This window comes from Aminivibrio pyruvatiphilus (assembly GCF_004366815.1).
Taxonomy (GTDB): Bacteria; Synergistota; Synergistia; order Synergistales; family Aminobacteriaceae; genus Aminivibrio; species Aminivibrio pyruvatiphilus.
This window is the reverse complement of record NZ_SORI01000012.1, coordinates 32,117-44,928: the sequence shown is the minus strand read 5'-3', so window position 1 is coordinate 44,928 and position 12,812 is coordinate 32,117. Positions and strand designations below refer to the sequence as shown.

12 protein-coding genes and 1 riboswitch are annotated in these 12,812 nt (G+C 62.0%); of the genes, 8 read left to right on the top strand and 4 right to left on the bottom strand.

Translation table 11 applies throughout. From position 1 onward, the window contains the following. Positions 1-112: 112 nt before the first annotated feature. The 4 genes from C8D99_RS09615 to C8D99_RS09600 form a co-directional block, all read right to left on the bottom strand. A complete protein-coding gene (locus C8D99_RS09615; RefSeq protein WP_133957927.1) occupies positions 113-1,066 on the bottom strand; it encodes a tripartite tricarboxylate transporter substrate binding protein in 954 nt (317 codons plus the stop codon). Between the two features lie 123 nt (positions 1,067-1,189). Next, a complete protein-coding gene (locus C8D99_RS09610; RefSeq protein ID WP_133957926.1) occupies positions 1,190-2,206 on the bottom strand; it encodes a 4-hydroxythreonine-4-phosphate dehydrogenase PdxA in 1,017 nt (338 codons plus the stop codon). Positions 2,207-2,244: 38 nt separating this feature from the next. Then, the gene (locus C8D99_RS09605; protein ID WP_133957925.1) at positions 2,245-2,748 is read right to left on the bottom strand and encodes a LeuD/DmdB family oxidoreductase small subunit; all 504 of its coding nucleotides are present in this window, start codon (positions 2,746-2,748) and stop codon (positions 2,245-2,247) included. Positions 2,749-2,763: 15 nt separating this feature from the next. Next, positions 2,764-4,008, bottom strand: a complete 1,245-nt coding sequence (locus C8D99_RS09600) for a 3-isopropylmalate dehydratase large subunit (protein ID WP_133957924.1) — start codon at positions 4,006-4,008, stop codon at positions 2,764-2,766. 246 nt (positions 4,009-4,254) lie between these two features. Between C8D99_RS09600 and C8D99_RS09595 the strand changes: the two genes are divergently transcribed. The 8 genes from C8D99_RS09595 to C8D99_RS09560 all read left to right on the top strand — a co-directional run bounded on the left by C8D99_RS09595 (position 4,255) and on the right by C8D99_RS09560 (position 12,483). Beyond that, positions 4,255-5,061, top strand: coding sequence for a FadR/GntR family transcriptional regulator (locus tag C8D99_RS09595; RefSeq protein ID WP_166670117.1), 807 nt, complete (start codon positions 4,255-4,257; stop codon positions 5,059-5,061). After that, complete coding sequence (locus C8D99_RS09590) at positions 5,061-5,465, top strand: RidA family protein (protein ID WP_133957922.1); 405 nt, start codon at positions 5,061-5,063, stop codon at positions 5,463-5,465. Before C8D99_RS09595 ends, C8D99_RS09590 begins: the two co-directional genes overlap by 1 nt. Further along, positions 5,462-6,574 carry an alanine racemase gene (locus C8D99_RS09585; protein WP_133957921.1) on the top strand — a complete coding sequence of 371 codons (1,113 nt, stop codon included), beginning with the start codon at positions 5,462-5,464 and terminating at the stop codon, positions 6,572-6,574. Before C8D99_RS09590 ends, C8D99_RS09585 begins: the two co-directional genes overlap by 4 nt. Positions 6,575-7,104: 530 nt before the next feature. Beyond that, a riboswitch (FMN riboswitch) is annotated at positions 7,105-7,260 on the top strand. Between the two features lie 67 nt (positions 7,261-7,327). Then, positions 7,328-7,912, top strand: coding sequence for an ECF transporter S component (locus C8D99_RS09580; protein WP_133957920.1), 585 nt, complete (start codon positions 7,328-7,330; stop codon positions 7,910-7,912). Between the two features lie 85 nt (positions 7,913-7,997). Further along, positions 7,998-9,467, top strand: a complete 1,470-nt coding sequence (locus C8D99_RS09575) for a hypothetical protein (protein ID WP_133957919.1) — start codon at positions 7,998-8,000, stop codon at positions 9,465-9,467. Positions 9,468-9,609: 142 nt separating this feature from the next. After that, positions 9,610-10,353: a GntR family transcriptional regulator gene (locus C8D99_RS09570; RefSeq protein ID WP_166670116.1), complete on the top strand. Its 744-nt coding sequence runs from the start codon at positions 9,610-9,612 to the stop codon at positions 10,351-10,353. Next, entirely contained in the window at positions 10,350-11,549 is a 1,200-nt protein-coding gene (locus C8D99_RS09565; RefSeq protein WP_338024445.1) for a CaiB/BaiF CoA transferase family protein, read from the top strand. The genes C8D99_RS09570 and C8D99_RS09565 overlap by 4 nt, the downstream gene beginning before the upstream one ends. Position 11,550: 1 nt before the next feature. After that, positions 11,551-12,483: a hydroxymethylglutaryl-CoA lyase gene (locus tag C8D99_RS09560; RefSeq protein WP_133957917.1), complete on the top strand. Its 933-nt coding sequence runs from the start codon at positions 11,551-11,553 to the stop codon at positions 12,481-12,483. Positions 12,484-12,812 lie beyond the last annotated feature (329 nt).

Here is a 12,812-nt window from a genome sequence, read left to right as displayed (position 1 = left end):
CCCTTCCTGTGTTGCCTCCGGCGCCCCGCCGGAGCGGGAGAACCCGGTCCGGGGGGCGCCTCGAGGCAGATTGGTTACGAGAAATCACACAACCTGTACGGGAAAGCAGGCTCTAGTAGAGTCCCTTGCTCATCTCCTTGAAGAAGGCGTGCTGGTCGTCCATGACCTTCTGCATTTTCTCGGCGGGAAGGAATCTGGGGACAAGCATGTTCTCCTTGTAGTATGTCTTGAACTCGGGATCGTCGAAAATCTTGGCGAGGGCGTCCGTCCAAACCTTGACCACCGAATCGGGAACGTCCTTCGGGGCGACGATGCCGCGGATTTTTTCGAACACGAAGTCCACGCCGCTCTCCTTGAGGGTGGGCACGTCGGGAGCCTCTTCCATCCGTTCGGAATTCAGGCAGGCGATGATGCGGATGTTGCCCGCCTCAACCTGGCTGGCGATTTCGGCGTACTCGCCGATGGCCGCGTCGATCCTGCCGGCGATGATCTCCACCATGACGTCGGCTCCGCCTTCGAAGGGAACCACGGTAATCTGCATGTCGGCAAGCTGGGCGACCTTCTCTATGCACATGGTCTCGGCGCTGCCGGGATTTCCGGCGCCCCAGTTCTGCTTTCCGGGATTCGCCTTGGCGTCCTTGATGACGTCATCAAAGGTTTTGAACGGGCTCTTTGCGGGGACGAAAATGACCGTGGGATCGAAGAAGACCTGGGCGACAGGCTTGAAGTCGGCGTAGGAGACCGCCATCTTGGTCTGGAGCGGGCCGGCGATGATGGAGGACGAAATTCCGAGCAGGGTGTATCCGTCGGGCTTCGCGTTTTTGGAGTACATCCAGGCGTTGGAACCGCCGCCTCCCGTCCTGTTCTCCACGATGATGGGCTTTCCGATCTGTTTCTCGATGGCCTTGCCCATGTTCCTCAGGAAGATGTCGCCGCCCGATCCCGCCTGGGAATGGTACACGAGCACGACCGCCTTCGCCGGATAATTGTCGGCGGCGGAAAGCGCGCCCGTGAAGGCCAGAGACACAGCCAGAACCAGCAGTACCAGAAGATGTCTTTTTTTCATTATCGTGTGACCCTCCTTGTCGTTTGTAGTTCATCCCTTCTTCTCTTCATGCCTGTTCCGCGATAAAAACTTCTTCCATCCCTCCCCTCTTCTTCCGTATTTCCCGGCCGCCGGGCCGGGACTTCATGAGACCGCCCGGTCTCCCAGGGCCATCCTGGCGGCGAGGGCATAGGCGTCCTCAAAGGCGGACGTGGTGCATATCCCCTTTCCCGCGATGTCGTAGGCCGTTCCGTGGGCGGGCGTGGTGATGGGGTGGGGCAGCCCGGCCGAAACGGTAACGCAGTGATGGAACCCCCTGAGCTTGATGGCGATCTGTCCCTGGTCGTGGTACATGGTGACCACGCCGTCGTATTTTCCTTCAAAGGCCCGAATGAACAGAGTATCGGAAGGGAAGGGGCCTTCCACGGCGATCCCTTCGTCCAGGGCCGTCCCGATGGCGGGCAGAAGGATGTCGATCTCCTCCCGGCCGCAGGTGCCGCTGTCTCCTCCGTGGGGGTTCAGGGCGGCCATGGCCATCCGGGGAATCTCGCAGCCTGCCCGCCGCAACGTTTTGTACCCCAGGCGGATGGAGTCAAGCACCGACTCCACGGTGATGTTCCGGCTCACGTCCTTCAGGGGAATATGACTGGTGACCCGGATATTCCAGAGCCCCTCCAGGACGTTCATCTCGCCGAACCCTTCCGTGATGCCGTACAGGTGGGCGAACATCTCGTGCTCGCTGGGGAAGTTGTACCCTCCGAGCTTGAGGGCCGCCTTGTTCAGGGGGGCGAAGCAGATGCCGTCCAGAAGTCCCCGTTTGCACCCTTCGATGCAGGCCGCCAGGTTGTCGCCCTCTTCTTTTCCGTTGACAGGCGACACTTTGCCCAGCTCGAGGGTTGCGGCGTCCAGGGTGCCGGTGTCCCACAGGGTGAGCCCCTCTCCTGCTGCCGCTTCCTCCAGTGATCCCGCCCTGCGGAAGGGAAACTCCGCCCCGGCGATGTTCATTCCCAGCCGGAGTACTCTCTCATCTCCCACGATCACGGGACGGGCATGCCGTTCAAGAAAGCCGCACGCGGCGACTTTTGCCACAATTTCCGGACCTATTCCCGCCGCATCCCCCAGGGGAACGGCCAGTACGGGCTTTCTGCGGTTCGTTTCCATGAAAAGACTCCCCTCTCCCAATCCAGATCCGCCCCGGCCTAACCGAAGACGCCCGCGCCCTTCTCCCGGAACAGGGGGAAGATGCCCCCCGCCTCGATGATGGAGAGCACGTGGGGAGGCAATGGAGCGAAGGACTTCTCACCGGCGGGTGTGGTGAACACGCCCCTGAGAACATCGAGCTCCCCTTCGTCGCCGTCCCGAAGACCGAGGTCTCCCAGGTCCGGAATTTCCACTACGACCAGCCCGAGGTTCACTGCATTCCGGAAAAAAATCCTGGCGAAGGACCTGGCCGCCACGGCCCCCACCCCCGAGTTTTTCAGGGTGATGACGGCGTGCTCCCGGCTGGAGCCGCAGCCGAAGTTGGTTCCGGCAACGATGATGTCGCCCCGTTTCATTGTCGACGCAAAGGACGGGTCCGCCCCTTCCATGACGTGGGCGGCGATTTCGTCGTGCTCGGTGAGCTCGAGGTATCGTCCGGGATAGATCTGGTCTGTATCGATGTTGTTGCCGAAGGTGAAAATACTTCCCCTGATGATGTCCATTCCCCAGCTCCTCCCTTAGAGCGAGTCCGCGCCGCAGAGGCGGCCCATGAGCGCGGTGGCGGCAGCGGTGGCGGGCGACGCGATATAGATGTCCGCCTCGGTGCTTCCCATTCTTCCGGGGAAATTCCGGCTCGACGTGGTGACGCAGGTTTCTCCCGGTGCCAGGATGCCCTCGTGGGCGCCGAGGCAGGGACCGCAGCCGGGGGTGGACAGCACGGCGCCGGCGTTCACCAGCGTTTCGATGTACCCGCCCAGAAGGGCGTCCTGGAAGATCCGTCTCGAGGCGGGAATGACCACGAACCGGGTTCCCGGGGCGACCCGTTTCCCTTCCAGGATCTCCGCCGCGACCCGGATGTCGTTGAGCCGTCCGCCGGTGCAGGTGCCAAGAAATACCTGGTCCACGGGGATCCTCTCCTCCGGAATGGCGGAGACGGCGTCCACGCTCCCCGGCAGGGCCACCCGGGGGGACAGGGAGGATACGTCGTACCGGACCACGGAGTCATACTCGTACCCCGGGTCGGTCGCGGGAATCTCTCCGCCCTTCCAGCCATAGCAGGAGAGATAGTCGAGGGTGATGCCGTCCGGGGCGATGTAGGCCGCCTTGGCCCCCATCTCCACGGCCATGTTGCACAGGACGAAGCGCTCCTCCTGGGCCATCTCCCGGACAGTGCCGCCGCTGAACTCCACCGCCTTGTAGATTGCGGCATCCTGCCTGAGGTCGCCGATGGCGTGGAGGATCATGTCCTTGGCCATGACGCCTTTGGGAGGAGTGCCCTCGAAGACGATGTTCATCACCCGGGGGACCTTGAACCAGAGCTTCCCGGTGATCAGGATGGTGGCCATGTCGGTGGCCCCCACCCCGGTCCCGAAGGCCCCGAGGGCCCCCATGGTGGTGGTGTGGGAATCGGTTTCCACGACGATGGTACCGGGACCGACCATGCCGCTCTCGGTCAGTACCTGGTGGCAGACCCCCTCGCCGATGTCGAAGAGGTGGGGAATGCCCTGCCCGGCGCAGAATTCCCTCATTTTTTTGTGGTTGTCCGCTGCTTTGATGGTGGGTGCGGGTGAATAATGATCGAAGACGAAGGATGTCTTTCCGGGGTGGCGGACTTTTTCTCCTCCCAGTTCATGGAAGGATTTGATCACCTGAAGATAGAGGTCGTTGACCTCTGCCAGATCCACGTCCGCCAGGACGATTTCCCCTGCCGATACCTGCGTCTTCCCGGAAGCCCGGGCGAGGGTTTTTTCCAGAGCATGCATGCCGTTATCTCTCCTCATGTCGAAAAAATCCGGTTCCTGAAGCCTCTCCCCGCATGGGTGGAAGGGCTGTTTCCGCCGTTTCTCCGGTCCACTGGAAATGTTTGCTTCGCTTTTGACCGGGTGATTCATGATGTAAGATTTGGCAAGGTGCTATAATGGGCCTGGAAAGTGGCAAGTGGTCCTACCAGTTAAAGCTTTTGAAAAGTATAGCAGATTCTCAGGCGGATGCAAGGGGGATGGAAAAACGTGGCGCTCCAGCAGATCAAGAAGGTCATCGTCAGGGACGCGATCATCGAAAACATAACCAGGTACATCAGGGACAACAATCTGAAGGTGGGGGACCGGATTCCCTCGGAACGGACCCTCGCGGCCGCCATGAAGGTGAGCCGGAGCTCCGTGCGGGAGGCCCTGAAGACCCTGGAGAGCAACGGTCTGCTGGAAATCCGGCACGGAGGCGGAGCATTTCTTCTTTCCACCGCCGCCGTGCCGGTGGCGGAATACAGCTCAGACCAGAGGGACCATTTCGTCTTTCTGCGGCAGCTCATCCAGGCCCGGAGGATGATCGAGGAGCGGGTCGTTGCCGAGGTGGTCCCCCATCTGACGGAATCGCAGATCCTTTCACTGCGGCGGATGGAGGACGAGCAGCTAGAGGCGGCTGAAAATGGCCTTGCCGGCGAAGGATCCCGGTTCGAGCTGCCCAACATGAATTTCGAACTGGCCATCACCTCCCTGCTCGACAATCCCGTGATCCGGGAGATGCACAAGAGAGTGGAGGTCCTGTGGAAAAAAACGTTCCGGGGACTGTCCACCACACCCTTCCCGGCAAGAGAGCGGTACAACCACCACATGGAGATCATTCGGACCATGGAGAGCGGCAATGTGAAAGCGGCGGTAAAGGCCATGGCCTTCCACAACAGCATCCTGGCCGACTACATCGACGAGGAGATCAGGAAGCTTGATTCACGGCGGGACGAGGGATGCGGACAGGCCCCGGAAGATTCCGGGGCTGAACAGACAAAGTGTGCGATTCTGAACGGAGGTGCCCGAAAATAATGCGGTTCATTTCGACGGAGGATGCTCCCCGGCCGGGGGGCCATTATTCCCAGGCGGTAGTGCATCAGGGCGTTGTGTACGTGGCGGGGCAGCTTCCCATCGTTCCGGAAACGGGCGAGAAATGCCTCGGTACGGTGGAGGAACAGACAGAACGGACCCTCCTGAATCTGGAGGCCGTGCTGAAAGCCGCCGGGAGCGGCAGGGACAGGGTGCTGCGGGTCACCGTCTACGTGTCGGACATTTCGCTCTGGGGCAGGATAAACGCAGTGTACGCCGGATTCTTCGGCGACCATCGTCCGGCCCGGACGGTGGTGCCCACGCGGGACCTGCATTACGGCTTCCTGGTGGAAATCGACGCCGTCGCGGCGACGGATGCCGGAAGAACGGAGGAACAACAGCCATGAAAGACCTGTACAGCAGCCTTGATACCCCTTCCCTCCTCGTGGACAGAACCATTCTGCTCCGCAACATAACGGGAATGCAGGATTTGGCAGACAGGGCGGCCGTCGCCCTGAGGCCCCACACGAAGACCCACAGGACTCCGGCGATCGCGGCCATGCAGGTGAAGGCCGGAGCCAAGGGCATCACCGTGGCCAAGATCGGCGAGGCGGAGGTCATGGCCGAAAACGGCATGGACGACATCTTCATCGCCAACGAGATTTTCGGCGACCTGAAGTTCGCCCGGCTCCGGAACCTGGCCGCGAAAACGCGGCTCAGCGTGGGGGTGGACAACCGGGAGCAGGTGACGGCCATCTCCCGGTTCTTCGAGGGAGCCCCGGAACCTGCAGACGTCCTGATCGAGGTGGAAACGGGAGAGGTGCGGTCGGGCATGCTTCCCGGACCGGAGCTGGTGGAGCTTGCGAAATTCATCGCCGCCGCGCCGAACGTGCGGCTGAAGGGCATTTTTTCCCATGAGGGGCACACCTACGGCGCAAAAGACCGGGAACAGTGCGCCGCCTTTTACAGGAAGGCCCAGGAGGACACCCTCGGGGCCGCGGAGATGATCCGCTCGGCGGGCATCCCCGTGGGCACGGTGAGCATCGGCGCCACGCCGTCCATTCTGCTCGGCGGGGACATTCTCCCCGGCGTGACGGAGATCCGTCCCGGAACCTACGTCCTCATGGACGCCGCCCAGGGTGCGGCGGTGGGGAGCTACGGCACCTGCGCCGCCACGGTGCTGGCCACGGTGATGAGCAAGCCCACGGCCGACCGGGTGGTCCTGGACGCGGGGGTCAAGGCGCTGACGGCCTTCACCAGGGAAGGGGGGATCTGCGCCACTCCCGGCCACGGCCTGCTGAAGGGCTTTGACGGTCTGAGGATCGGCAAGCTCTACGACGAGCACGGCCTGGTCTACGGCCGGGAGGCGAACGAGCGGCTCTCCCTGGGAGACCGGGTGGAGATCATCCCCAACCACATCTGCCCCACCTGCAACCTCTACGACCGGATGTACCTCGTGGAGGACGGCCGGGTCGCGGACGAGCTGCCCATTCTCTGCCGGGGAAAGTCGCAGTAGGGTTAGGGTAAGGGCAGGATACAAAGAATCAAGGACAACGGCGAGATCCTTCCCCTCCGGGGATGCTCCGCGATCGTCGCTCTGTCATCCCGAGGCCGGCACCATGAGCTCTGTCATCCCGAGCTGGTTGTCATCCTGAGCGGAGCGAAGGATCTCGGGTTTGAACAACCCTGAACCCAAAAAAGCGAGATCCTTCGTCGCCTAAACCGCTCCTCGGGATGACAAGCTATTGCGGGCGTTCGGGATGACAACCAAATGCGATCGTCGCTGCGCCCCTCAGGATGACAGAAACGGGTTGGCATCCTGAGCGAAGGACTCTTTCATCCCGAGGCCGGCACCATGGGCTCTGTCATCCCGAGCTGGTTGTCATCCTGAGCGGAGCGAAGGATCTCGGGTTTGAACAACCCTGAACCCCAAAAAGCGAGATCCTTCGCTCCGCTCAGGATGACAGAAATACTGCGCTCATTCGGGATGACGACAAAAACATTTCCCTCTCTGGCACTGACGGCGGAAATGGAGTATCATATCCCCGAAATCTTCGGGGCGGGGTGGAATTCCCCACCGGCGGTGAAGGGCCTCCAGGTCCGCAGCCCGCGAGCCGAAAGGCTGATCCGGTGCGATTCCGGAGCCGACTGTGAAGCGGACGGAGCGAGTCGTCCGCCAAGTCAGGATGGAAGAAGATGGCGAGATCCGCATTTTTGCCCCGGATGCCTTTGCGTCCGGGGCTTTTCTTTTTCAGGAGGCGAATTCTTCATGGAAGCGACTACGGTCAACTCAACCCGCCGCATGGTCTGGACCGCCCTTCTGTCCGCCGTGGCGGCAGTGCTCATGTACATCGACATGGCAGTTCCCCTGTTCCCCCGTTTTCTCAAACTCGACCTGTCGGACCTTCCGGCCCTGGTGGCCGCCTTCGCCTGGGGACCGGCCGCGGGCGTCTTCACCGAGCTGATCAAGAACCTGATCCATTCGCTGACCACGTCCACCGCCGGAGTGGGCGAACTGGCGAATTTCCTCATGGGGAGCGCCCTGGTGGTTCCGGCGGGCATGATCTACCGGCGGAACAGGAGCCGGAAAGGAGCCCTTGCCGGGCTGGCGGCGGGCACCCTCTCCATGACCGTCACTGCGGCCCTGGCAAACTATTTCTTTCTGCTTCCCTTCTATTCGAACTTTATTCCGCTGGAAAAGATCATCGCCATGTCCTCGGCGGCCATCCCCGCGGTGCACGACCTGGGGACCCTGGTTTTGTACGCCGTGGTGCCCTTCAACCTCCTGAAGGGGACAGTGGTCTCCCTTGCAACGGTCCAGCTCTACAAGCGCATCAGCACCCTCATCCGGTAAAAAACAGCCCCTCCGGGCAAAACAAAAAAAGACGGAAAAGACTGTATAATCATTCCATATCCCCTGACCGGAGGTGGTCCGGAAGATGAACCGTTCCGTCGCTGCGCTGCTGTGCCTGCTGTGGCTGGGGCTCCCTTCCCCGAATGCCTGGAGTGCCCCGAAAGTTCCCCCCGGAAGCGGCGCGGGGGAGATTCTTCAGGCCGTTCCCGTATCCCTTCCCGTTCTGTCCCGGATCGGGCAGAGGGTCTCCCTGTCCGGGTTTTACTACGGCGGGTCCATCCCCATGGTCATCGACGATATCTCGCGGACCGACTACAACATGGAGCTTCCGGCGGGCTGTTTCGTTCCCCTGGAGGGCCCCCGCCCTGCGGGGCTGAAGTCCGGCGACAGGATCACCGTCGCGGGCGTCCTGAAGCGGCCGGGAAAGACGTCCCCCCTGAAGAATTCCCCGGCCGTGCTGAAGATCGCCTCGCCTGAAAACGTCCGCATCGTCACTCCCCGCATTCTTCCCCCCGCGAAAATGAAGCCTAGGAAACCGGAAATTCTCCGGAGGCTTGAGAAATACCGGCCCGGGGACCTCGTCCCGGGGCGGAGGTTCGCCGTTCTCATCGCCGGAGGGGGCGGGCCTGAGAACAACCACATCCGCTACTGGAACGACCTGCTCACCATGTACAACATCCTTCTGGGAAGGGGCTTCGCCGCCGCCGACATTTTCGTGTACTACGCCGACGGCGCCCCTCCGGGCGACGTGGAGGGCAAGATCGACGGCACCATGCCCGTCAGCGGCACGGCGAGCAGAACGAACATCCAGCGGTGCTTCAGGAACATCGGTGCCGTGTCGCGGGACAACGACTTCATCTTCATCCTCGCCAACGACCACGGAGGAGGCTTTCTCGAGGTCCGGACCGGCTCCCTCGATCCCGGTCTGTACGGAGGCCGGATCACCGCGGCCGGGGAACCGGACGATTCCATTTCCGAGGCGCAGTTCAACCTCGACCTCAACGGAGACGGCGACAAAAACGACGTGCTTCGGGCGGACGAGAGCCTGAGCATGTGGAGCGGCCGGTATTACGACGACGACTTCTCCGCCGACCTGAACCGGATCACCCGGTACGGCACCATGGTGATACACCTGGAGCAGTGCTTCTCCGGCGGCTTTCTCGACGACCTCAGGGCTCCCCGGAGGATCATCTTCTCCGCCGCAGGCGAGCAGCGTGTCTCCAGGGCCCATTCGGCGAGCCCCGCAAATCCCCGGGCCGTTCAGCCCTACAACGAGATTTTCTACTGGTTCGTCACCGCCCTTCTCGGGGAGACGCCCGACGGAGACTACGCCGCGGACCGAAACGGCGCTCCCTGGACCCCGAACGCCGATTACGACGGCAACGGCAGGGTCAGCGTGTTCGAGGCCTTCATGTTCGCCCGGAGGATGAACCTGAAGGACGGCACGCCCTGGTACGAGGACAACAACCAGCCGGGCTGCATCACCGTGACGGTGGACACCCGGAACGTTCCCGAGGGCAGGGACGGGTGGCTCGGCAGCAGGACGTTCTTCTGAGAAACGACCTTCTCCCCGGAAAAAACGATTCCGGAGAAAAAACCCCGGCCGGCGGCCGGGGTTTTTTCTTGACAGGAAAAAAAAGAGGGGTACAATGAAGTCAACATGTTAAATGTCGACATTTACGGAAGGAGGGCGTTTCATGGCCCCGGCAAATCCGTTCCGCCCCAAGACCCTCGCCGAAGAAGTGGCCTCCTACGTCCGGAAGGAGCTTCTCCTCTCCGATACGTATCCCCCCGGCTCCTTCATCCGGGAAGAAGAACTCGCCACAAAGCTCGGCGTCAGCCGTGCACCGGTCCGCGAGGGGCTGAAGATTCTGGAGGGGCTGGGCCTCCTCCGCTCCATCCCCCAGAAAGGCTCCCTTGTGGTGGCCTTTACCCCGGGGGAAATCGAAGAACTCTACGACATCCGCTATGCCCTCGAGGAAATTCTCTTCCGGGAGATCATCCGCAAGGGCACATTCACCGGGGAACAGCAGGGAGCCCTGAAGAAAATCCTCTCCCGGATGGGGCTCCTTGGTTCCTCCGGTGATTCCCGCGACGAAATCCTTCTCGAATTCAGCACGCTGGACATGGAGTTCCACCTCTCCCTGGCGGCCCTCGCAGGACGGGAATGGACCCTGCGGCTCCTCAGAACGGTGTACCACCAGATTCAGCACGCCCTCATCCGCGACCTCGCCACAGAGTCCGACATGGACGCCCTGGTGGCGGAGCACGAGGAGATCCTCCTCGGCCTGCAGCGGGGAGACCTCGAGGAACTCAGGAAAGGCCGCTTCTTCAGCTATTTCGAGCGCAGGCTCGATCCGAACAAGGGAAAAGTGCGCCCGGAGCCGTCGGAAGCCACGGGCGAAGATCAAACCCGACAGAAGAAAGGGGAAAAAGCATGATGAAAAGAAAAGGAGCCCTCGAGGGACTTCGCGTCCTGGATCTCACCCGGGTGCTTGCAGGGCCGTTCTGCACCATGATGTTCGCCGACATGGGGGCGGAGATCATCAAGATAGAACAGGCAGGCACCGGTGACGACACCCGCCAGATGGGGCCGTTCAAGAACGGCGAAAGCGCCTACTTCATGAACCTCAACAGGAACAAGAAGGGCGTCACCCTGAACCTGAAGAATCCGAAGGGGAAAGCCATCTTCCTTGACCTGGTGAAACAGTCGGACGTGGTGATCGAGAACTTCCGTCCCGGGACCATGGAAAAGCTCGGTCTCGGCTATGAGGACCTGAAGAAGGTCAACCCCGCCATCGTCTACGCCGCCATTTCCGGTTTCGGCCACACGGGCCGCTACAGCCAGCGCCCCGGCTACGACATCATCTCCCAGGCCATGAGCGGCCTCATGAGCACCACCGGCTGGCCGGGGGGCGAACCCACCCGCACCGGCACCGCCATGGGGGACGTGCTCGGCGGTCTCTCCTGCGCCATCGGCATCCTGGCGGCGGTGTTCAACAAGATCCAGACCGGCGAAGGGCAGAAGGTGGACGTGGCCCTGGTGGACTCGGCGGTGGCCAGCCTCGAGATCATCAACATGATCTACCTCGTGGAAGGCCGGATTCCCCAGCGCATCGGCAACCGGTACGAATCCACCTACCCCTACGACTCCTTCCGGGGCTCTGACGGCAGCCTGGTCATCGGCGCCGGGAACGACAAGCTCTGGGTCAGCCTCTGCAAGGTCATGGGAAAGCCGGAACTCGCCGAAGACCCCCGGTACCTTCATGTACCCGACCGGGTGGCCAGGCACGAGGAGCTGAAAGCCATCGTGGAGGAATGGTCCACGAAGCTCACGGTGGACGAGATCTACGAAAAGGTCAACAATGCGGGCATTCCCTGCGCCCCCATCTACAACATCGAGCAGGTCGTCCATGACCCCCACATCGCCGGGGACCGGGAGATGTTCGTGGAGATGGACCACCCTACGGCCGGCAAACTCAAGGTGACGGGAAGCCACATCAAGCTCTCCGGTACTCCGTCGGGCGTGCGCACCCCCTCCCCGACCCTGGGTCAGCACAACGGAGACGTGCTCGGCGAACTCCTCGGCCTGACCGGAGAAGACCTGAAGGCCCTCAGCGAAGAGGGAGCGATCTGACATGGCCTTTCCGTCCCTCCCCCAAAAGATCGAGATTATGGAGGTCTGCCCCCGGGACGGCTTCCAGAGCGTGAAGGAGTTCATCCCCACGGAGCACAAGGTGGCCATCATCGACGGCCTGGCCGGAACGGGCATATCCTCCATGGAAGTGACCTCCTTCGTGAGTCCGAAAGCCATTCCCCAGATGGCGGATGCCGCCGACGTAATGGCGGAATTCAAAAAGAAGTGGCAGGGGAAGGTCACGTCCATCGCCCTCATCCCGAACCTCCGGGGGGCCGAAGGCGCCCTGGCCTCCGGCGTGGACTGGATGAACTTCGTCATCTCCGCCAGCCAGGACCACAACATGGCGAACACGAAGCGGACGGTGGACGAATCAATAGCGGAGATGGAGAAAGTCGCCGCCCTGAAGGGGTCCACGAAGCTCAGGGTCTCCGTGGCCACCGCCTTCGCCTGCCCTTTTGCCGGTCCCGTGGCGCCGGAGAAAGTGCTCAGGGTCATCGACAGGGCCCTTGAGGCAGGAGCGGACGGCATCACCATGGCGGACACCATCGGCACCGCCGACCCGAAATACGTGACATCCACCCTGTCGGTCATCCGGCAGAAATACGGCGACTACCCCTTCACCCTCCATCTTCACGACACCTACGGCATGGCCCTGGCGAACATGGTCGCCGCCATGGGCCTCGGCTTTGCGTCCTTCGACGCGGCCGCCGGCGGCCTGGGAGGGTGCCCCTTCGCACCGGGTGCGGCGGGGAACGCCGCCACGGAGGACATGGCCAACATGGCGGAGAGCATGGGAATTGCCACGGGCATCGATATCCTGAAGGTCCTTTCCGTGGTGCGGACCATGGAGTCGGCCTATGGCCTGAAGATCAGCAGCCACCTGGCGGCAACGAAGATGGGCCGGGACGGCGGCGAGGGAAGCTGTTCCTGAGAAGCTGACAATTAGCCGGGGAGTCCGGAAATCTCCCCTAAATCCGCAGGCAGCGGGGAGCGTCACCGGTGCTCGCTTGGGCCGTCGGTGCAGATTGTCGTCCTTGACAACTGCACCTGAAACCGACATCCTTGTCGGTTTCTCGGCCCGGGCGCTGTCCCCCAGGGGATCATCTCTTCGCCCCTGGGGGGCGAATTCACCTTATGCCCGGCGACACTCCCTCTGCCAGGAAAAGCTGCGGATTTAGGTCTCCGGCCTGGGGTTGCATTATGCAGGCTGTGTATTATATTATCAAGAGCGAAATCCACCGTGCCCCTTCCGTAGAAGGA

Coding starts and splice junctions, on each gene's coding strand:
- C8D99_RS09615 (WP_133957927.1), bottom strand. CDS start 1,066: ATGAAAAAAAGACATCTTCTGGTACTGCTGGTTCTGGCTGTGTCTCTG.
- C8D99_RS09610 (WP_133957926.1), bottom strand. CDS start 2,206: ATGGAAACGAACCGCAGAAAGCCCGTACTGGCCGTTCCCCTGGGGGAT.
- C8D99_RS09605 (WP_133957925.1), bottom strand. CDS start 2,748: ATGGACATCATCAGGGGAAGTATTTTCACCTTCGGCAACAACATCGAT.
- C8D99_RS09600 (WP_133957924.1), bottom strand. CDS start 4,008: ATGCATGCTCTGGAAAAAACCCTCGCCCGGGCTTCCGGGAAGACGCAG.
- C8D99_RS09590 (WP_133957922.1), top strand. CDS start 5,061: ATGCGGTTCATTTCGACGGAGGATGCTCCCCGGCCGGGGGGCCATTAT.
- C8D99_RS09585 (WP_133957921.1), top strand. CDS start 5,462: ATGAAAGACCTGTACAGCAGCCTTGATACCCCTTCCCTCCTCGTGGAC.
- C8D99_RS09580 (WP_133957920.1), top strand. CDS start 7,328: ATGGAAGCGACTACGGTCAACTCAACCCGCCGCATGGTCTGGACCGCC.
- C8D99_RS09575 (WP_133957919.1), top strand. CDS start 7,998: ATGAACCGTTCCGTCGCTGCGCTGCTGTGCCTGCTGTGGCTGGGGCTC.
- C8D99_RS09570 (WP_166670116.1), top strand. CDS start 9,610: ATGGCCCCGGCAAATCCGTTCCGCCCCAAGACCCTCGCCGAAGAAGTG.
- C8D99_RS09565 (WP_338024445.1), top strand. CDS start 10,350: ATGATGAAAAGAAAAGGAGCCCTCGAGGGACTTCGCGTCCTGGATCTC.
- C8D99_RS09560 (WP_133957917.1), top strand. CDS start 11,551: ATGGCCTTTCCGTCCCTCCCCCAAAAGATCGAGATTATGGAGGTCTGC.